Source organism: Herbiconiux sp. VKM Ac-2851, from assembly GCF_013205105.1.
In the GTDB taxonomy this organism is placed as follows: domain Bacteria; phylum Actinomycetota; class Actinomycetes; order Actinomycetales; family Microbacteriaceae; genus Herbiconiux; species Herbiconiux flava.
In genome coordinates this window covers 577,407-597,583 of sequence record NZ_JABMLJ010000003.1, presented here as the reverse complement: position 1 = coordinate 597,583, position 20,177 = coordinate 577,407, and the positions used below count along the sequence as shown (strand labels likewise).

At 70.0% G+C, this 20,177-nt stretch carries 20 protein-coding genes; 16 read left to right on the top strand and 4 right to left on the bottom strand.

The window, feature by feature from the left end:
- Positions 1-53: 53 nt before the first annotated feature.
- From HQQ85_RS16040 to HQQ85_RS15995, 10 genes are all read left to right on the top strand, one after another.
- Positions 54-746: a response regulator transcription factor gene (locus HQQ85_RS16040; RefSeq protein WP_173183507.1), complete on the top strand. Its 693-nt coding sequence runs from the start codon at positions 54-56 to the stop codon at positions 744-746.
- Positions 715-1,611 carry a mycothiol synthase gene (gene mshD / locus HQQ85_RS16035; protein ID WP_173183506.1) on the top strand — a complete coding sequence of 299 codons (897 nt, stop codon included), beginning with the start codon at positions 715-717 and terminating at the stop codon, positions 1,609-1,611. The genes HQQ85_RS16040 and mshD overlap by 32 nt, the downstream gene beginning before the upstream one ends.
- Before the next feature lie 4 nt (positions 1,612-1,615).
- A complete protein-coding gene (locus HQQ85_RS16030) occupies positions 1,616-3,838 on the top strand; it encodes a glycosyl hydrolase family 8 (protein ID WP_173183505.1) in 2,223 nt (740 codons plus the stop codon).
- 43 nt (positions 3,839-3,881) lie between these two features.
- Positions 3,882-6,062 carry an RNA degradosome polyphosphate kinase gene (locus tag HQQ85_RS16025; RefSeq protein WP_173183504.1) on the top strand — a complete coding sequence of 727 codons (2,181 nt, stop codon included), beginning with the start codon at positions 3,882-3,884 and terminating at the stop codon, positions 6,060-6,062.
- Positions 6,059-6,985, top strand: a complete 927-nt coding sequence (locus HQQ85_RS16020) for an NUDIX hydrolase (RefSeq protein WP_173183503.1) — start codon at positions 6,059-6,061, stop codon at positions 6,983-6,985. Before HQQ85_RS16025 ends, HQQ85_RS16020 begins: the two co-directional genes overlap by 4 nt.
- A gap of 133 nt (positions 6,986-7,118) precedes the next feature.
- On the top strand, positions 7,119-8,225 hold the full coding sequence (pstS, locus tag HQQ85_RS16015; RefSeq protein WP_173183502.1) for a phosphate ABC transporter substrate-binding protein PstS: 1,107 nt from the start codon (positions 7,119-7,121) through the stop codon (positions 8,223-8,225).
- Between the two features lie 140 nt (positions 8,226-8,365).
- Positions 8,366-9,322, top strand: a complete 957-nt coding sequence (gene pstC, locus HQQ85_RS16010; protein ID WP_173183501.1) for a phosphate ABC transporter permease subunit PstC — start codon at positions 8,366-8,368, stop codon at positions 9,320-9,322.
- Between the two features lie 2 nt (positions 9,323-9,324).
- Positions 9,325-10,425, top strand: a complete 1,101-nt coding sequence (gene pstA, locus HQQ85_RS16005) for a phosphate ABC transporter permease PstA (protein WP_173183500.1) — start codon at positions 9,325-9,327, stop codon at positions 10,423-10,425.
- Positions 10,426-10,464: 39 nt separating this feature from the next.
- Positions 10,465-11,244: a phosphate ABC transporter ATP-binding protein PstB gene (pstB, locus tag HQQ85_RS16000; RefSeq protein ID WP_173183499.1), complete on the top strand. Its 780-nt coding sequence runs from the start codon at positions 10,465-10,467 to the stop codon at positions 11,242-11,244.
- 293 nt (positions 11,245-11,537) lie between these two features.
- Positions 11,538-13,106 carry a cell wall-binding repeat-containing protein gene (locus HQQ85_RS15995; protein WP_173183498.1) on the top strand — a complete coding sequence of 523 codons (1,569 nt, stop codon included), beginning with the start codon at positions 11,538-11,540 and terminating at the stop codon, positions 13,104-13,106.
- Positions 13,107-13,119: 13 nt separating this feature from the next.
- Here HQQ85_RS15995 and HQQ85_RS15990 read toward each other — a convergent pair whose 3' ends face one another.
- The 4 genes from HQQ85_RS15990 to HQQ85_RS15975 form a co-directional block, all read right to left on the bottom strand.
- Positions 13,120-14,040, bottom strand: a complete 921-nt coding sequence (locus HQQ85_RS15990) for an anti-sigma factor (protein WP_173183497.1) — start codon at positions 14,038-14,040, stop codon at positions 13,120-13,122.
- Positions 14,037-14,642, bottom strand: a complete 606-nt coding sequence (sigK, locus tag HQQ85_RS15985; protein WP_173183496.1) for an ECF RNA polymerase sigma factor SigK — start codon at positions 14,640-14,642, stop codon at positions 14,037-14,039. Before sigK ends, HQQ85_RS15990 begins: the two co-directional genes overlap by 4 nt.
- 263 nt (positions 14,643-14,905) lie before the next feature.
- Complete coding sequence (locus HQQ85_RS15980) at positions 14,906-15,535, bottom strand: DNA-directed RNA polymerase subunit beta (protein ID WP_173183495.1); 630 nt, start codon at positions 15,533-15,535, stop codon at positions 14,906-14,908.
- Positions 15,536-15,713: 178 nt separating this feature from the next.
- Entirely contained in the window at positions 15,714-16,055 is a 342-nt protein-coding gene (locus HQQ85_RS15975; protein ID WP_173183494.1) for a helix-turn-helix transcriptional regulator, read from the bottom strand.
- Positions 16,056-16,175: 120 nt separating this feature from the next.
- Between HQQ85_RS15975 and HQQ85_RS15970 the strand changes: the two genes are divergently transcribed.
- From HQQ85_RS15970 to HQQ85_RS21700, 6 genes are all read left to right on the top strand, one after another.
- Entirely contained in the window at positions 16,176-16,478 is a 303-nt protein-coding gene (locus tag HQQ85_RS15970) for a helix-turn-helix transcriptional regulator (RefSeq protein WP_173183493.1), read from the top strand.
- A gap of 1 nt (position 16,479) precedes the next feature.
- Entirely contained in the window at positions 16,480-16,878 is a 399-nt protein-coding gene (locus HQQ85_RS15965; RefSeq protein WP_173183492.1) for a hypothetical protein, read from the top strand.
- A 9-nt stretch (positions 16,879-16,887) separates the two neighbouring features.
- Complete coding sequence (locus HQQ85_RS15960; protein WP_173183491.1) at positions 16,888-17,046, top strand: hypothetical protein; 159 nt, start codon at positions 16,888-16,890, stop codon at positions 17,044-17,046.
- Entirely contained in the window at positions 17,043-17,360 is a 318-nt protein-coding gene (locus HQQ85_RS15955; RefSeq protein ID WP_173183490.1) for a hypothetical protein, read from the top strand. The genes HQQ85_RS15960 and HQQ85_RS15955 overlap by 4 nt, the downstream gene beginning before the upstream one ends.
- 76 nt (positions 17,361-17,436) lie before the next feature.
- Positions 17,437-18,435, top strand: coding sequence for a DNA cytosine methyltransferase (locus HQQ85_RS15950; protein ID WP_254069473.1), 999 nt, complete (start codon positions 17,437-17,439; stop codon positions 18,433-18,435).
- The gene (locus HQQ85_RS21700) at positions 18,432-20,078 is read left to right on the top strand and encodes a DNA methyltransferase (RefSeq protein WP_216851765.1); all 1,647 of its coding nucleotides are present in this window, start codon (positions 18,432-18,434) and stop codon (positions 20,076-20,078) included. The genes HQQ85_RS15950 and HQQ85_RS21700 overlap by 4 nt, the downstream gene beginning before the upstream one ends.
- Positions 20,079-20,177: the final 99 nt, after the last annotated feature.

The window sequence follows — 20,177 nt, the reverse complement described above, 5'->3', positions numbered from 1 at the left end:
CCGCCATTCTGCCCGAGTAGTATGAAGCGCAGGCATTCTCTGGAGGATCTTACGTGGCGCAGTTGTTGATCCTGACCTCCACGGTCGACCGCGAGGTCCTCCCCGCCCTGTCCCTGCTGAGCCACCGCACCCGTCAGATCCCCGCCGAGCCGTCGCAGCTCGTGAACACACCGAACAGCGACCTCATCTTCGTCGACGCCCGGCACGACCTCGCCTCGGCCCGCTCCCTCTGCAAGATCCTCAGCACCACGGGCATCGGCGTGCCCGTCGTGCTGATCCTCACCGAGGGCGGTCTCACCGCGGTCAGCGCCGAGTGGGGCGCGGCCGACGTGGTGCTCGAGTCGGCCGGTCCGGCCGAGGTCGACACGCGCATCCGGCTCGCCATCGGCCGTCAGGTGCAGGATCAGTCGACCTCGAAGATCCAGGCCTCGGGAGTCGTCATCGACGAGGCCAGCTACTCGGCCCGCGTGCACGGCCGGCCGCTCGACCTCACCTTCAAGGAGTTCGAGCTGCTGCGCTTCTTCGCCATGCACCCCTCCCGGGTCTTCACCCGTGAGCAGCTGCTCAGCGAGGTGTGGGGCTACGACTACTTCGGCGGCACCCGCACGGTCGACGTGCACGTGCGGCGCCTCCGCGCGAAGCTCGGCGACCTCGAGTCGTTGATCGGCACCGTGCGCAACGTCGGCTACCGGTTCAACTTCTTCGAGGACGACAATGACCGACTCGCTCACACTCTCGGTCAGTAGCCCCGACGAGGCGCGGGAGCCGTTCCTGCGGCTCGTCGCCCGGGCGGAGCTCGTCGACGGGCAGCACCCCTTCAACGACCAGGCCCAGATAGACGCCGGCAAGGGCGCCCGCTCGCTGCTGCTCGCCGAGCGCGGCGGCACCGTGGTGGGCGCTGCGATCGTGGGCCAGGGCGAGCTCGAGTTCGTGATCGACCCCGAGTGGCGCGAGGAGGGCCTCGGCCGACAGCTGCTCGACATCGTGCTGCGCAACAACGCGCAGGGTCCGCTGCTCGCCTGGGCGCACGGCGACCACCCCGCCAGCCGCCGGCTCGCCGCGAGCCACCGCTTCGACGCCGTGCGCACCCTGCTGCAGCTGCGCCGCGAGCTCTCGGCCACGTCTCCGGCGCCGCGCACCGAGATCCCCGCCGGCTTCGAGGTCGTGCCGTACCGCGGCGGGCGCGACGCCGACGACTGGGTCGAGCTGAACGCCCGGGTCTTCGCCGGCCACGCCGAGCAGGGCTCGATCACCGCCGACGACCTGCGCTTCCGGCACTCCGAGAGCTGGTTCGACCCCGACGACTTCCTGCTGCTCCGCGACGGCGACGGGCGCCTGGTGGGCTACAACTGGCTGAAGGTCGAGCCGGGCGACAGCGTCGGCGAGATCTACGTGGTCGGCGTCGAGGAGGGGCACGCCGGGCAGGGCCTCGGCCGGCACCTGATGAACGCGGGGCTGAACCGGCTCGTCGAACGGGGCTGCACGCAGGCCGCCCTCTACGTCGACGCCGACAACACCCGGGCCGTCGCCCTCTACCGCTCCCTCGGCTTCACCGACCACACCATCGACGTGCAGTACGCGCAGCGCACGGCGCGACGGACGGTGCGCTAGCGCCATGACCCGGGGGCGACGTCGCCGCCGGCCGGCCACCGGGCTCGCCCTGGTGCTCGGCGCGCTGCTGCCGCTGACGCTGCTGTCCCCCGTTGCCGCCTCCTCCGCGAGCGCCGCCGTCGCCGCAGCCCCCGCGGCGAGCGCCGCCGCGGCCGTCTCCCGCCCGTTCGGCTCGCACACCGTTCCCCTCGCGCCCGGTGCCGCCAAGCCCCCGGGCGGCACCGCCGCCGCCGACACGGCGACCGCCGCGGCCTACGACGCCTGGAAGGCCCGGTACCTGAAGGCCGGCTGCGGTACCGGCCGGTACTACGTCGACGCCTCCACGGCGACGGACTACCTCGTGGTCTCCGAGGGGCAGGGCTACGGGATGGTCGTGACCGCCCTGATGGCCGGCTACGACGCCCAGGCACGCACGATCTTCGACGGCCTCCACCGCTATGTGCTCGACCACCCGAGCTCGGGCGATCCGCAGCTGATGTCCTGGCACCAGCTCGACGACTGCAGCGACGAGCCCGAGAACGACAGCTCGGCGAGCGATGGCGACCTCGACATCGCCTACGCGCTCCTGCTCGCCGACACGCAGTGGGGCTCGACCGGCGCGGTCGACTACGCCGGGGAGGCCCGGCGGGTGATCGCGGCGATCAAGCGCAGCGCGATGAACCCCGACACCGCCCTGCCGCTGCTCGGAGACTGGGTCGGCCCCGACAGCCCCAAGCGTGACGGCGTGCGCACCTCCGACCTGATGGTCGGCCACTTCCGGGCCTTCCAGGCGGCGACCGGCGACCCGTTCTGGGGCGAGGCCGCCGATGCGGCCCTCGACCTGGTGGAGACGCTGCAGCGCACCGCCGCCCCGAAGACCGGGCTGCTGCCCGACTTCGCGGTCGGCACCGCGACGACGCCGGTGCCCGCACCGCCCGGCTACCTCGAGTCGCCGAACGACGGCGACTTCGGCTACAACGCCTGCCGCACGCCCTGGCGGCTGGCGTCCGCCGCGCTGCTCGCGGGCGACACCCGGGCCGCCGCCGCGGCCGGCCGGATGGCGGCGTGGGCGGTCGGGGCGACGAGCGGCGATCCCACCCGCCTCCGCGCCGGCTACACGCTGAGCGGCACGGCGACCGCCGACTACGCCGACCTCGCCTTCCTCGCCCCGATGACCGCCGGCGCAGCGGTCTCGTCGAGCCGGCAGAGCTGGGTGAACGCGGGCTGGTCCCAGCTGCGCAGCCAGGGCACCGGCGGCTACTACTCCGACAGCCTGCGGCTGCAGGCGATGCTCCTGATCTCGGGCAACGCCTGGCAGCCGAGCACCCGGGCGCCCGCCGGCGTCGAGCGCATCGGCGGCGCCGACCGCTTCGTCGTGTCCGCGGCGATCTCGGCCGCGTCCTTCCCGCGCGGCACCCCGACGGTCTACGTGGCCTCGGGCGAGAACTTCCCCGACGCCCTCTCCGCCTCCGCCGCGGCCGGAGCCGTCGGTGGGCCGGTGCTGCTCGTGCGGCGTGAGGCCCTTCCTCCCGAGGCCGCCGCCGAGCTGAGGCGACTGGCGCCAGCCCGTATCGTGCTGCTCGGTGGCGAGAACTCCGTGGGCGCCGCCGTGAAGCAGGCCCTGTCGGCCGTCGCCCCGGTCACCCGCATCGGTGGCGCCGACCGCTTCGTGGTCTCGGCCGCCGTCTCTGCGGCCGCCTTCCCGGGAGGCACGGGAACGGTCTACGTCGCCTCGGGCGAGACGTTCCCCGACGCCCTCGCCGGCTCCGCCGCCGCCGGCCACGACCACGGCCCCGTGCTGCTCGTGCGGCGCGACGGCGTTCCGGAGCCCATCCGTGCCGAGCTGGCCCGCCTCGAACCGACGTCGATCGTGCTGCTCGGCGGTCCCAACGCGGTCTCCGAGGCCACGAAGGCGTCTCTGTCGGGACTCGCCCCCGTGACCCGCATCAGCGGCGCCGACCGCTTCGCCGTGGCCGCCTCGCTCTCGGCCGCGGTCTTCCCCTCGCCCGGCACCCCCACCGTCTACGTGGCGTCGGGCGCCACCTTCCCCGACGCCCTGTCCGGCTCCGCCGCGGCGATCGCGGTGGGCGCGCCCGTGCTCCTCGTCACCCGCGACGCGATCCCCGCCGCCATCGCGGCCGAGCTGAAGCGCCTGCGGCCGACGCGCATCGTCGTGCTCGGCGGAACCGCCCCGGTCTCGGCCGCCACCGAGGCCGCACTGCGCGCCTATCTCGGGCCGGCCGGCTGACCCGTTCATCCGCTGGACACGTCGTGGGTGACATGATGTCTGCATGGACGACGACATCATCTCGCTCGACGCCGGCGTCGTGACCGACTTCGACGACGACTACGACGAGGCCGCCCCGCAGACCCCAGGCGAGCCGCTGCCCGAGGGCCGCTACCTCGACCGCGAGCTGAGCTGGCTCGCCTTCAACACGCGTGTTCTCGAGCTCGCGGAGGACCCGACGGTGCCGGTGCTCGAACGCGCCAACTTCCTCGCGATCTTCGCCTCGAACCTCGACGAGTTCTTCATGGTGCGGGTCGCCGGCCTCAAGCGCCGCATCCTCACCGACCTCGCCGTACCCACGAACGTCGGCCGCCGCCCCACCGACGTGCTGCAGGACATCTCGGTCAAGGCCCACGAGCTCCAGGCCCGGCACGCGGCGGCCTACCAGAATCTGGTGCGTCCGGCACTGGCGGAGGCGGGCATCCGCATCGCCACCTACGACGAGCTCGACGAGGCCGACCGCGTCAACCTGCGCGACATCTTCTCGAACCAGATCTTCCCGGTGCTGATGCCACTCGCGGTCGACCCCGCGCATCCCTTCCCCTACATCTCGGGCCTCTCGCTCAACCTCTCGGTGCGCGTGCGCAACGCGAAGACCGGCAAGGAGGAGTTCGCGCGCCTGAAGGTGCCGCAGGTGCTCAGCCGCTTCATCCGGGTCGACCATCGCGAGACCTCCGACGAGGTGCGCTTCATCACTCTCGAAGACCTGATCTCCAACCACCTGGGCGACCTGTTCCCCGGCATGGAGATCGTCGAGCACCACGTCTTCCGCGTCACCCGCAACGAGGACGTCGAGGTCGAGGAGGACGAGACCGAGAACCTGCTGCAGGCGCTCGAGAAGGAGCTGCTGCGACGCCGCTTCGGCCCGCCCATCCGCCTCGAGGTCAGCGACGACATGGACGCGGTGACCCTCGAGCTGATCGTGCGCGAGCTCGACATCACCGAGCAGGAGGTCTACCGGCTGCCGTCGCCGCTGGATCTCGGCGGCCTGTTCGATCTCACGCGCATCCCGCGCCCCGACCTGAAGTACCCCAAGCACGTGCCGACCACGGCCGCCGCCCTGCTGCCGCCGGAGCCGAACGCGAAGCCCGACATCTTCAAGGCCATCTCACGCGGCGACATCCTGCTGCACCACCCCTATGAGTCGTTCGCGACCAGCGTGCAGGCCTTCCTCGAGCAGGCCGCCGCCGACCCGAACGTGCTCGCCATCAAGCAGACGCTCTACCGCACGAGCGGCGACTCCCCCATCGTCGAGGCGCTGATCGACGCGGCCGAGGCCGGCAAGCAGGTGCTCGCGCTGGTCGAGATCAAGGCCCGCTTCGACGAGCAGGCCAACATCTCCTGGGCGCGCAAGCTCGAGAAGGCCGGCGTGCACGTCGTCTACGGCCTGGTGGGGCTGAAGACCCACTGCAAGCTCGCGCTCGTCATCCGCCAGGAGAAGGGCCGGCTGAAGAGCTACAGCCACATCGGCACGGGCAACTACAACCCGAAGACCTCGCGCATCTACGAAGACCTCGGCCTCCTCACCGCCGACGACCAGGTGGGCAAAGACCTCACCCGGCTGTTCAACGAGCTCTCGGGCTACGCGATCGAGAAGAAGTTCAAGCGCCTCCTGGTGGCACCGCTCCACCTCCGCAAGGGCCTGCTCAAGCGCATCGCGGTCGAGGCCGAGAACGCGCGCAAGGGGCTGCCGTCGGGCATCCGGATCAAGCTGAACTCGATCGTCGACGAGGCCATCATCGACGGGCTCTACCGGGCCAGCCAGGCCGGCGTGCCGATCGACCTCTGGGTGCGCGGCATCTGCGCCCTGAAGCCGGGCCAGGAAGGCCTCAGCGAGACCATCCGCGTGCGCTCCATCCTCGGCCGCTACCTCGAGCACTCGCGCATCTTCTCCTTCGTCAACGACGGCGACCCGCAGGTCTACATCGGCAGCGCCGACATGATGCACCGCAACCTCGACCGCCGCGTCGAGGCGCTGGTGCGCCTGGTCGACCCGGGTCACCTCAAGGAGATCGACACGCTGTTCGAGATGGCGATGAGCGACAGCACCTCCTCCTGGGAGCTCGACGCCGGCGGCGACTGGACCCGCTCCGAGTTCGACGGAGAGGGCGCCCCGCTGATCGACCTCCAGGACGAGCTGATGCACATCGTCAGCCGCCGCAAGCGCCCGGGCACCACGCGGTGACCGTCTTCGCCGCGGGGGCGGTGTGCTGGCGGGTCGTCGACGGCAAGGTGAAGGTGCTGGTCATCCATCGCACCGCCCACCGCGACGTCTCGCTGCCCAAGGGCAAGGTCGACCCGGGCGAGACGCTGCCGCAGACCGCGGTGCGCGAGGTCGCCGAGGAGACCGGGCTCGCCGTCACCCTCGGCGTGCCGCTCGGCATGACCAACTACACGATGCCCAACGGCCGCGAGAAGGTCGTGCACTACTGGGCCGCCGAGGTCACCGACGCCGCCGTGCTCGCCTCCTCGTTCCTGCCGAACGGCGAGGTGGCGGCCCTGGAGTGGCTGCCCATCCGCAAGGCCCTCGGCGCCCTCACCTACGAGCGCGACGCCGAGATCGTCGAGAGGTTCCGGATGCTCGTCGACGAGGGTGTCACGCGCACCTTCGCCGTGATCGCCCTCCGTCACGCCAAGGCCGTGCCGCCCTACCAGTTCGACGGGCCCGACGCCTCCCGCCACCTCACCGAACGCGGACGCGGCGAGGCGAAGTCGATCGTGCACTCCCTCGCGAGCTTCGGCCCCTCCCGGATCGTCAGTTCCACCGCCAAGCGCTGCCGGCAGACCGTCGAGCCGCTGTCCAAGGCCCTGCACCTCGACGTGAAGACGACAGATGCGATCAGCCAGGACGCGTTCGAGTCGGGCGACGACGGCATCCGCGAGGTGGTCGGCAAGCGCATCCGCAAGCGGATCACCACCGTGCTCTGCAGCCACGGGCCCGTGCTGCCCGAGATCGTGCGCGAGGTCGCCCTGGCGACCGGCACCGCGCAGCGGGTCAGCGCGTCCCGCGCGGGCGACCTGCCCGTGGCGGGGTTCTCGGTGCTGCACCTCTCGGTCGATCGGCCCGGATCGGGCATCATCGCGATCGAGACGCACGTCCCGCAGTAGATCCGTCACGAGGAAACCCGGCTGTTCACCTTCCGTTCACCCCTGGGCGGCAGGCTCTTAAGCCGTGGCGCTTAGCGTCTCAGACGGGCCCGCACCGGCCCGACCTGACATCACTCCGAAAGGGAGATTCCTCGTGAAGCTCAAGCGCTATGCCGCCCCCGCGGTCATCGCCATCACCGCAGCCCTCGCCCTGAGCGCCTGCGCCTCGAACGAAGGCGGCGCGCCCGCCGCCGGCGGCTCCTCCGACGCCGCCTCCGCCTCGGCCCTCACCGGCACCCTCACCGGCATCGGCTCCTCGGCCCAGGGCTCGGCCCAGGAGGCCTGGATCGCCGCGTTCCAGACCGCCAACCCCGACGTGACCGTCAACTACGACCCGCAGGGCTCCGGCGCCGGCCGCGAGAGCTTCATCTCCGGCGCGTCCGCCTTCGCCGGGTCCGACTCGGCCCTGAACGACGACGAGCTGGCCGGCGAGTTCGCCAGCTGCGCCCCCGGCACCAAGGCCATCGACCTGCCGGTCTACATCTCCCCGATCGCCGTCGTGTTCAACGTCGAGGGCGTCACCGACCTGAACCTGGACGCGGCCACCATCGCGAACATCTTCTCGGGCAAGATCACCACCTGGAACGACCCGGCCATCGCCGCGCTGAACGCCGACGCGACGCTGCCCTCCGCTCCGATCACCGCCGTTCACCGTTCGGACGACTCGGGCACCACCAAGAACTTCACCGACTACCTCGGCAAGGTCGCTCCCGAGGCCTGGGCCGAGAAGGCCGCCGACGCGTTCCCCTTCCAGTCCGGCGAGGGCGCGCAGGGCACCTCCGGTGTCATCCAGGCCGTCACCAACGGCGTGAACACCATCGGCTACGCCGACGCCTCGAAGGCCGGTGACCTCGGGGTCGCCAAGATCAAGGTCGGCGAGGAGTTCGTCGAGTACACCGCCGAGGGTGCCGCCGCCGTCGTCGAGGAGTCGCCGCTGGTCGAGGGCCGCGAGGCCAACGACCTGGCCGTCGCGCTCGACCGCTCGACCACCGACCCGAGCCACTACCCGCTGGTGCTCGTCTCCTACGCGATCGCCTGCCAGGAGTACGCCGACGCCGCTCAGGCCGACCTCGTGAAGGCCTACATCGGCTACATCGCCTCGGAGGAGGGCCAGCAGGTCGCCGCCGACTCGGCCGGTGCCGCGCCGCTCTCGGCCGACCTGTCGTCGAAGGTCGCTGCCGCGCTCGAGACCATCAAGTAACACCGCTTGTCACCTCTGTCCGGTTCCGGTCCCGCCCGCGGGATCCGGAACCGGACAGAACCGGGTCAGGGCCCATCCCGAACCCCGCCCCACACCAGCACCCGATGACTCCTCACCCAGGACGACAGGAGACGAGCTCCATGACCACCGCCCCCGTCAAGCCGGCCGCGCCACCGCGGCTCAAGGCCAAGCAACGGCCGGGAGACCGCATCTTCTCGACCGCCACGGTCGTCGCGGGCTCGCTCATCCTCGTCACGCTCGCCGCGGTCACGGTCTTCCTGATCGCCCAGAGCATCCCCGCCTTCACCGCGCAGCCGGAGGACCTCAAGGGCGGCGCCGAGAACTTCTGGGCCTACGTCGGCCCGCTGGTCTTCGGCACCATCTGGGCGGCGTTCCTCGCCCTCCTGATCGCCGTGCCGCTCGCGATCGGCATCGCCCTCTTCATCTCGCACTACGCGCCCCGCCGGCTCGCGCAGGGCCTCGGCTACGTGATCGACCTGCTCGCCGCCGTGCCGAGCGTCGTGTTCGGCCTCTGGGGCATCACGGTGCTCGCACCGTTCGTGCAGCCCTTCTGGTCGACGCTGGTCGACCTGTTCGGCTGGTTCCCGCTGTTCGCCGGCCCCGTCTCGGGCACCGGCCGCACCATCCTCACCGTCGCCATCGTGCTGGCCGTCATGATCCTGCCGATCATCACCGCCCTCAGCCGCGAGATCTTCCTGCAGACGCCGAAGCTGCACGAGGAGGCCGCGCTCGCGCTCGGCGCGACCCGCTGGGAGATGATCCGCACGGCCGTGCTGCCGTTCGGCCGCCCCGGCATCGTCTCGGCCTCCATGCTCGGCCTCGGCCGCGCCCTCGGCGAGACCATGGCCGTCGCCATGGTGCTCTCGCCGCAGGTGCTGATCTCCTTCGCCCTGCTGCAGTCGACGAACCCCACCACGATCGCCGCGAACATCGCCCTGAACTTCCCCGAGGCCCACGGCGTCGGCGTGAACGTGCTGATCGCGACCGGCCTGATCCTGTTCGTCATCACCTTCGCGGTGAACTTCATCGCCCGTGCCATCGTCAACCGCCGCAAGGCCTTCTCGGGAGCCAACTAGTCATGACGACGACCACCACTCCCCCCACGCGGCCGGCGGAGCCCATCGCCAACTCGCTCACCACGGGCATCCTGCCCAAGTACGTGCCCTGGCTGCTGCTCGTCACCAGCTGGGTCATCGTCGGCTCGGTCTTCGTCATCCTGATGGCCGCCGGCGTCAACGAGAACTTCAACGTCGTCGGAGCCGTCTTCTTCGGCACCGCGCTCTGGGTGCTCGTCAACTACATCGTCTCCCGGGCCTACGAGGGCCCGCGGCCCGCGATGAACCGCTTCGTCACCTCGCTGGTGACGCTGGCCTTCGTGATCGCACTGCTGCCCCTGATCTCGCTGCTGTTCACGGTCATCTCGAACGGCCTCCCCCGCTTCGACCTCGCGTTCTTCAGCGAGTCGATGCGCAACGTGGTCGGCGAGGGCGGCGGTGCGCTGCACGCCATCATCGGCACGCTCGAGATCACGGGCATGGCGACGCTCATCTCGGTGCCGGTCGGCTTGCTCACCGCCATCTACCTCGTCGAGTACGGCCGGGGGCACCTCGCCCGCTCGATCACCTTCCTCGTCGACGTGATGACGGGCATCCCCTCGATCGTCGCCGGTCTGTTCGCCTTCGCGTTCTTCGCGCTCATCCTGAACCAGCCGGGCATCCGCTTCGGCTTCGGCGGCGCCGTAGCGCTGTCGGTGCTGATGATCCCGGTCGTCGTGCGCTCCAGCGAGGAGATGCTGAAGCTGGTGCCGAACGAGCTGCGCGAGGCGGCCTACGCCCTCGGTGTGCCGAAGTGGCTCACGATCGTCAAGGTCGTGCTGCCCACCTCGATCGCCGGCATCACGACCGGTGTGATGCTCGCCATCTCCCGCGTCATCGGCGAGACCGCGCCGCTGCTCATCATCGCCGGCTTCACGCAGAGCATGAACTACAACCTGTTCAACGAGCGCATGATGACGCTGCCGGTGTTCGTCTACACGCAGTACGCGAACCAGGGCACGGATGCCCAGGCCTACCTCGACCGCGCGTGGGCCGGTGCCCTCACCCTCGTCGTGATCGTGATGGCCCTGAACCTCGTGGCGCGCATCGTCGCGAAGGTCTTCTCCCCCAAGCTCGGCCGCTGACGCGGCCTGTCGAACCCACCGCAACCCGAAGGAACTCGAGTGTCCAAGCGCATCGAAGTCAACGATCTCAACGTCTACTACAGCAGCTTCCTGGCCGTGGAGGGTGTCTCCCTCAAGATCGAGCCCCGCACGGTCACCGCCTTCATCGGCCCGTCGGGCTGCGGCAAGTCGACCTTCCTCCGCACGCTGAACCGCATGCACGAGGTCATCCCCGGTGCGCACGTCGAGGGCGAGGTGCTGATCGACGGCAACAACCTCTACGGCCCCGGCGTCGATCCGGTGCTCGTGCGCCGTCAGGTGGGCATGGTCTTCCAGCGCCCCAACCCGTTCCCCACCATGTCGATCGGCGAGAACGTGCTGGCCGGCGTGAAGCTCAACAACAAGCGCATGTCCAAGAGCGACTCGGACGACCTGATCGAGAAGTCGCTGCGCGGCGCCAACCTCTGGAACGAGGTCAAGGACCGCCTGAACGCCCCCGGCTCCGGCCTCTCGGGCGGGCAGCAGCAGCGTCTCTGCATCGCCCGCGCGATCGCCGTCTCCCCCGACGTCATCCTGATGGACGAGCCCTGCTCGGCCCTCGACCCGATCTCGACCCTCGCCATCGAGGACCTGATCGAGGAGCTCAAGTCGGAGTACACCGTCGTCATCGTGACCCACAACATGCAGCAGGCCTCGCGCGTCAGCGACCGCACCGCGTTCTTCAACATCGCGGGCACGGGCAAGCCCGGCAAGCTGATCGAGTACGACGACACCACGACGATCTTCTCGAACCCGACCGTCAAGGACACCGAGGACTACGTCTCGGGCCGCTTCGGTTGATCTGACCTCCTCTCGCCGTCCCCTCAGGCTAGGCTGAGCTGCTGCCGCACGGTCGCGGCCAGCAGCCTGCGGGGCGGGGACGAACGGGGACGGGCATGAGGAGACTCACCACACTGGCGAGCGCGAGTGCGGCACTGCTACTGGCGCCGCTCCTTCCCCTCCACGGCGCGGCGGCCTCGGACATCGAACCGTCGCCCACACAGCACGCAGTCGTCCACACCATCACGAAGTCGCTGACGGCCCACTGGCCGACGACTCCGATCCCGGCTTCGCCACAGAGCCTTCATCTCACCTTGCCGGCCGAACTCGCCGCCTTCCAGATCGATTCGTTCGCCTGGAAACTCGGTCTCGGCGAGGGATCGACCGGCACGGCGCCGGGTAACGCCACCTCGATCGACATCCCCCTCCCGCCTGATCTGCCCCCGCACCAGGGGCTCTCGGTGGTTATCTCGGTTCCGGACCAGGAGACGGGAGAACCGGATCTGTCGAGGGACTCCGCCCTGCTCTGGGCGAGCTTCTCCACCGGCGACTCCTCCGGCTCTCCGGCCCAGGACGCCTTCGACTACGACCTCTCCCTGCAGAATGCGGTGGCGAGCGACCTCCGGGACTCCTCCACCGGGAGTCCCTCACCGGCGGTGCTGCGGCCCGGCAGCGACTTCGTGCTCGACGCCGAGGACGGCTTCTGGACCGCTCCGTCCGGGTTGAACGAACCCGACCGCGAGATCGTGCCGCAGGTACGACTGGACGGGAACGCCGACGATCGCACGATCGACCTCGAGTACACGAGGTCAGACGACGGGTCGGAACTTTTCGTCGCCATCCCTGCAGGACTCGTCGATGACGACGTCGCCGACATGTCCCTTTGGGTCGCCTTCTACCAGCCTCGTGATCGGTCCGACCCGCAGGGCCGGATGGGACGATTCGAACTGCGGATGCCCGTACGACTCGAGCATCCGATCACGACCGAGCGGCTCGGTGGTGAGGATCGCTACGACGTCGCGGTGAACGTGTCGAAAGCGTCGTACCCTGACGGCGCTCGAGTGGCGTACGTCGTCACCGGGTCGGGATTCGCCGACGCCCTGACCGCGGGCCCGGCGGCGGTCAAGGAGGGCGGGCCACTCCTTCTCACCACTGGAGACTCGCTGCTCCCCGAGGTGAGCGCCGAGCTTGCGCGCCTTGCTCCTCAGAGGATCGTGATGGTCGGAGGGCCCGCCGCCCTGACACCGGACGTTCAAGAGGAACTCGAAGGCATCGCGCCGACCGAACGCATCGACGGCTCCGATCGCTACGCGGTCTCCCGCAACGTTCTGACGCACGCGTTCCCCGACGGCCCTTCACAGGTGTTCATCGCGACCGGGCGGGACTTCCCCGACGCTCTGAGCGCCGGCGCCGCGGCCGGTGTCTCACGACTCCCGGTGCTCCTCGTCGACGGCGCCGCCCCGACTCTCGACGCGCCGACCGCCGAACTCCTCCGCGCACTGTCCCTCTACAGGGCCACCGTCGTCGGCGGGCCCGTCGCGGTGTCATCGGAGATCGAGGCGGAACTCGCGTCATTCACCAGGGCGAACCGCCTTTTCGGGGCCGACCGGTACGAGACGTCCGTCGCGATCAACGTCGCCGTCTTCCCCCATGAATCGCAGGCGTTCTTCGCAACCGGCACGACGTTCCCCGATGCACTGTCCGGGTCGGCCTGGGCCGCGAAGTCGGCGATGCCGCTGTACGCCGTCCGTCCTGACTGCGTCCCCGACTCGGTGCTCGGTTCGCTGCAGCGCACCGGGGTGGGCGTCGCCACTCTGCTAGGAGGAACGGTGGCTCTCAGTCAGGCCGTGGCAGAACTGACACCGTGCGGGCCATCCGACTGAGCCGTCGGGCCGGCTAGGCCGACTCGACCGCGAAGATGGGCTCGGTGGTGGGCTGCTGGGAGCCACCGGCCGGCTCGACCGTGACACCGACGGTGTCCCCGGCGCTCATCGTTCCCTCGAGCACGTGCCACGAGGTGCCCGACTCGGCGGCGGTGAAGGTGCCGGCCGCGACCGGGCCCTTCGCGTCGATGTACCAGGCCTCGTAGACCTTGCCCTCGGGCAGTTCGGGCAGGCCCTCGGCGAGCACCGCCGAGCGACCGAGCTCGTTCGACCAGACGACCGTGGCGTCTCCGCCGCCGGCGACCGGCACGGAGGCCCGCTGCACGTCGGACGCCGCGGTGATGCGGGCGAGCTCGGAGGCCGAGGAGTCGGCGACGTCGGTCGTGGAGGTGCTGTTCACGAGCGCGCTGCCGACGAAGCCGCCGCCGACGAACAGGGCCGCGGCCGCGGCGACGGCCGCCACCAGGGTCGTGGGGCGGGCGAACCAGCGCTGGCGGGCACGGTGCTCGGCACCTCCGGCGGAGCGCGCCTCGACGGGGGCGGACTGGCCCACGGCGATCAGCAGGCCCTCGTCGGCGGGGGCCGCGGGGGTGATCTCGGGGAGGTCGGCACGCGCATCCGTCGCCGTCTCGGAGCGGGACGACTCAGAGCGGGACACCTGTGTGGGCAGTGCGGGCAGCTGCGGGGTGAGCAGCAGCTTCGCCATGAGCTCGCGCTTGAGCTCGGGCGAGGGGTCGACGGGAGTCACGGACAGCCCGATCAAGGAGGCGGTCTCGCGGAGCTCGTCGCTCTCCTCGCGCAGGGAGGCGGAGGAGCGGATCGCCTGCTCGAACTCGGCGGTCTCGGCGGCGGTGAGAGCATCGAGGGCGTAGGCGCCGGTGGAGACGCGGGGGTCGAAGCCCTCGCCGTTCGTGTCGTCGGTGCGGTCGGTCATGATGTCACCCCCAGGGCGTCTCGAAGTCGGATCATTCCATCGCGCAATCGTGTCTTGACCGTGCCCACGGGCACGGAGAGCAGGGCGGCGACCTCGGTGTGGCTGTAGCCGCCGTAGTAGGCGAGCGAGATGGCCTCGCGCTGGAGGGCGGTGAGCTGTGTCATGGCTCTCTTCACCCTCTCGTGCTCGATTCGGATCTCGACGGTCTCGCTGACGCTGTCGTAGTCGGCCTCGATGTCGCGGAGACCGATCTTCTCGTCGCGGTCGTGACTCGACTGCGACGAGCGCACCCGGTCCACCGCGCGGCGGTGGGCCATCGTGAGGATCCACGACATCGCACTGCCACGTGCCTGCTCGAAGCGCGGCGCGGTGCGCCAGACCTCGAGCAGCACCTCCTGGGTGACCTCCTCGGACTGCGAGTGGTCGACCAGGACGCGCCTGACGAGACCGAGCACCCGGGCCGCTGTGCGGTCGTAGAGCTCGGAGAACGACTGAGCGTCGCCCTGGGCCACCTGCAGCAGCAGGCTCTCGAGGGTCGCGGCGGTCTCGACGCCTTCGGCGTCGTCGCGCTGCCCTCTATCTGTCGTCACGAGCTCAAGCATGACAGGTCACGCCTGGGTTCGTGCCGTTGGCACCTCGTCTGGTCACGATCGTTATTCGGAACCGAGCGTGTGGTGGATTGGCCGGATCTTCTCAGACGATCGGGCAGAGGAGGTGTCAGGCCGCAGAAACGCCTCTCGGCGGAAGGCCGCTCGAAGCGGCGAATTTTGGAGCCCGGGGTTACTGCGGCCCGACGCTTCTATTTTACAACGCGCTCGCGATGACGCGAATCGAGCGGGCCGGTCGAATCAGTCGGGTCGCCTACTCAGTCGAGCCCGTCGTGCCGCCAGAGCGCCGCCGACTCGGATAAGTCGTCGCCGATCGTCTCGAACCGCAGGGCCCGCGTGGTGAGCGTGGTGGCCGTCTCGGGCGCCCCGATCTCGGCGTCGTCGGCGATGCTCACGCAGCCCTGCGCCATGATGCGGCAGAAGGCGGCGGCCCGATCCAGCGCCACCGCGAAGTCGCCGGTGAACAGCCCGCGCAGGATGCGGTCGGCCAACTCGGTGATCTCCTTCGGCCCGGTCGGCGACTCGGCCCCCGCGACCACGGGGTCGATTCCCTGCGTCATCGTGGTGCCGCGCTCGAAGAAGTAGCTGGCGAGCTCCGGGTCCTGCCTGATCAGCACGCGAAGCAGGTAGATGCGCCACAGACTGCCGGGCAGTGAATGAGCGGATGCTCGCGCCCACAGCTCGGCGATCGCATCGATCCCGTGGTCGTCGGTGAACGCCAGAAGGCGCTCGATGACCTCGGGCTGGGGGTCGTCGCGCACCCGGCTCAGCAGGGCGCCGGCCGTCTCGTGGGCGACCCGGTTCACGGTCGCCGGGTCGTCGGCGCCCTGGAAGGCCTCGAAGGCCGAGTTGCTGAAGAGCGCGGGGCGGTGGAAGTCGTCTGCCATGCGGTGATGTCCTGCCGGTCGGCGGTATGCGGTCGGAGTCTTCAACGGTAGTCACCCTCCCCCGCTTCCCACACCTCTCACGCGCACAGCGAACGCCCACCAGCGACCCGATCACTACGCGATTCGCGCTACCCTTGACCCCGAGGGCCTGTAGCTCAGTTGGCAGAGCATCGGACTTTTAATCCTTGGAGCGGTCCTCCATCTCCGCAGCCATGCGCATCGCGACGATCATGCGTTGCTCGCCCGCAGTGAGCTGCAGTCCACCGCTCGGGCTAGTGTCTCCCCCGTCGGGGAAGAACGAGCCAGGGTGGACGCCGAGAGCTTCCGCGATCTTCGTCAGCGTGTCGACATCGAACGGTACGTCACCAGTCAGCCGCCGACTCATCCACGACTGCGTCTCGCCGATAGATACCGCGAGTCGCGTCGCGCTCCACCCTCGGCGAGCGAGCTGGGCGCGGACCTCGCCGGCCACGTACCCGGCGGGCGTGTCGGTCTGGGGAAGCTTTGCGATGTTTGCCATGCGCTCAGCGTATATCCATCTCCCGCCAGCACGCAATACCGGTTGCTGAGAGCGCTGATCATGCGCTGATCGATTGACTGTCAGTTGTAATCATGCGCTGAGCGTGTGATACTCAGTCGCATGACGAGTATCAATTCCGCCGAGTGCATAAGCACCGGCACCACCGGAGATGCAGTCCGTGCAGCAATGAAGGCGGCCGGGGTCAGCCAGGCGGACCTCGCCGAGGAACTTGGCGTATCTCAAGCGGCGGTCTCGCGGCGTCTCGCCGGGAGTGTGGAGTTCTCTGTGGCCGAGCTGCGAACCGCAGCAGCAGTAACGCACACCACCCCCGCAGCGCTCCTCGCCGACGAGCAGCCCCCTGCTGTCGAGCTCATCAACACCGCCGACCCGCAGCGCGACGAAGCGCTCGCCGAGAGCGCGTGAGATGACGCTCGCAGTCGAGCGCCGCACCCGGCCGGCGGTCATCCCGTGGCGGTGGCCCGATCCGGCCGCCGGCGGTCACATCGACATCTGCACCACGATCGACGCCGGTCAGATCCGGTTCATCGCCCGAGACATCCTCGAGGCCATCGACGCCTTGGTGCCGGAGCTCGCTGGCGAGCCCACCCACGTTGGTCGCCTCTCCGATCACGCGACCGCCACCTCGTGGCACTACGACTACGCGGTGTCGGTGCTCGAGTCCTCAGACCACCCGAACGCCCGCCCGCTGCACACCTTCCTCTACTCCCTCATCTGCGAGATCGAAGCGCGTGGCATCACCGCCTTCGAGCAGTCGGTCACCCCGCACTTCCTCGTCCGCCCGGACGAACCCACCCTCATCTAGGAGCACACCATGTCACCTGCAGCGCGCACTGCACTCGAATGTGGCGGAGTCATCTCCGGCATGGCCGTCATCGTCGGCCTCCCGATCGCCCTCTTCGGCGGGTGGGGGGCCATCGCCGCGGCGGTCGCCCTCATCGCCCTATTCCGCAAGCTGGATCGCCGCTCGTGAGCGCCGACACCGAGCGCCCGGCGCCCCGCCCGACGTGGGCCGAGGTGACCGCGGCCGAAGATGCCCTCACGCACTGCCGCCTCTGCGGCGAGTCGACGGCCGAGGAACACCGGTGGGAATTCCCGCAGTGGCCCGGAGAGATCGTCTGCGACCTCTGCAAGCCGATCGCCGACCAGCTCGTGGACGACGGCATCAGCCCCGCCGCCCGCGCCGAGCTGCTCGCCGGCCGCGCCCGCCGCGCCACGGCCGGCGCCGCCATCTGCATGATCGCCACCGTGCTCGGCTGCATCGCCGTCGCCTGGCCGATCTGGTAGCGGCGCCATGTACGACGCGACGCTCATCGCCTGCCCCAACTGCGGCCTGTTCGAGGCTCACTGGGAGCCTGCCACCTTGTCCCGCCCCGGCTACTTCGTGTGCGCCGAACCCGAGGCGGTCAGCCGCACGCTCGACCTCTGCGCCGGCCCGGGCGGCTGGGACGAAGGCGCCCGCTCCCTCGGCCTCAACCTCGACATCTCCGGCTTCGACCTGTCGCCCAATGCCTGCGCCACAGCGTCGGCCGCCGGCCACCGGCGATCGGTCGCCGACATCCGCGCACTCGACATCGCCGACTTCTCCGAGGTGACGGGCGCCATCATGTCGCCGCCCTGCCCGACCTTCAGCAAGGGAGGTCTCCGCACCGGCCTCGGCCGCGACTACCAGCGGGTGCTCGACGTCTGGACGAGCATCGGCTGGGGCATTGACCCCGAGGAGGCCATCGAGGAGGTCGACGCAGTCGAGGACGAGCGCACTGCGCTGCTCGCCCTCGCCGGCCTCTGGGCCCTGGGCCTGCCGAACCTTGAGTGGCTCGCGATGGAGCAGGTGCCCGCCGTCGAGTTCGCTTGGGAAGACCTCGCCGCCGAGCTCTTCGCCACCGACTGGGAGTGGGTCGACGTGATGACCATCGACGCCGCCGACTACGGCGTGCCATCGCGACGCCGCCGCAGCTTCCTCGTAGCTCACCGCACCATGCCCGGCGCCCCCTGGTCGCTGCCCGAGAAACAGACCAGCATGGCCGAGGCGCTCGGCTGGGCGCCAGGCCACCGGGTCAACACCCGCGGCAACCGCAACAGCGCCGGCGGCAACGAGTTCAGCGCCGATAAGCCGTCATGGTGCCTCACCGGATCGACCCGCACCTGGGCGCGCGACGACGGCCTACGCCTCACCCCTGCCGAGGCCGGCACCCTTGTCGGCTTCCGCCCCGACTATCCGTGGCACGGCTCCCGCTCCGCTGCCTTCCTGCAGGCCGCCGACGTGGTCTCGCCCCCGATTGCCGCCGGCGTGCTCGCACGCATCCCCGGCCTCGCCACCGCCGGTCTCCCGTTCGACTTCACAGAAATGGCCGCAGCATGATCACTCCCTACTACGAGGACGGCGGCCTGTCGATCTTCCACGGCGCCTGCGAGGAGGTGCTCGCCGACTTCCCCGACGACCACTTCGACTCGGTCGTCTGCGACCCGCCCTACGAGCTCGGCTTCATGGGCCGCGGCTGGGACTCCTCCGGCATAGCCTTCGACTCGGCCATGTGGGCCGAGGTTATGCGCGTCCTCAAGCCCGGCGGGCACCTCCTCGCCTTCGGCGGATCCCGCACCTGGCACCGCCTCGCCGCCGCCATCGAGGACGCCGGCTTCGAGATCCGCGACTCGATTGCCTGGCTCTACGGCTCCGGCTTCCCGAAGTCGCTCGACGTCGCGAAGGCGCTCGACGCCAGCGAAGGCATCATCCGCGGAGCTCGCGGCGAAGTGAAGTCCGCCAACGGCCCCATGTCGGGCGCGAACTTCGGGCGCACCCCGAAGGGTGCCGCCGTGACCGAGGCCGCGAAGGCCTGGGAGGGATGGGGCACCGCCCTCAAGCCCGCCTTCGAACCGATCGTCGTCGGTCGCAAGCCCCTCGCCGGCACCGTCATCGCGAACATCCTCGAGCACGGCACCGGGGCCCTCAACCTCGACCGGAATCGCATCGCCACGACCGAGCAGCTCCACGGCTCCTCCACCCCGAACGACATCCGGGGCGGCCGGTTCGCGCAAGGCCACAAGGCGGCGACCGACCTCGCCGAGTACGAGCAAGCCGCCGGCGGCCGCTGGCCCACGAACGTCATCCTCGACGAGACCCAGGCCGCCGACCTCGACGCCCAGACCGGCGTGCTCACGAGCGGCAAGCTCGAAGCCCACCACGCCCGCGCGGCGAAGGAGTCGGGCATCCTCGGCGCCTACGGCTCGGCCGAGGGCGCTCGCGGCTATGGCGACTCCGGCGGCGCGTCTCGATTCTTCCCGGTGATGCCGACCTTCCACTACGAGGCGAAGGCGCCGACCTCCGAGCGGCCCTCGGTCGACGGGGTCCTGCACCCCACCGTCAAACCCCTCGACCTGATGCGCTGGTGCGTCCGCCTCGTCACCCGCCCCGGCGGCCGCGTCCTCGACAACTTCGCCGGCTCCGGCACCACCGGGGAGGCGTGCCTCCTCGAGGGCTTCGACTGCGTGCTTCATCGAGAAGGAGCTCGCACACCTCCCGCTCATCATGCAGCGCATCCGCAAGCCGCTGCAGCAGGGCCTCTTCGGCGACTGGGACGGTGCAGCATGACCGCCCCGACGCAGGCCGTGCGTCTGCAGACCTACGGCCGTGACCTGTCGCGTTGCGTGTCCTGTGGCCGGCGTGACGGCCTCGAGTTTCAGCACCGTCGTCGCACGGGCATGGGTGGCTCGAAGCTGCCCGTGCAGATCGCGGATGGTCTCGCGTCTTGCCTGACCTGCAACCCGGCGTATGAGCACGCGCTGCAGACGCGGGCCCTGTTCTCGGGTTGGAAGGTTCGCAGCTGGGTGAAGCAGCCCGAGCTCGTCCCCGTGTTCTACGTCCCGGAGATGTCCTGGTGGCGGCTGACGACGACGGGTGACCGGTACGAGCTGTCGGCGGCGGAGGTGCCGGCGTTCATGCACGAGGTCTACGGCGAGCAGTGGCTGCAGTGGGCGGACGAGCTGAACGAGGAGGTAGCCGCGTGAAGATCCCACCCACCGCGATGCTCTACGCGATCCACTGGCCCGACCTCGGCATCCTCAAGGTCGGCCGCGCCTGGCGCATGCACCGCATCCGCAACCTCG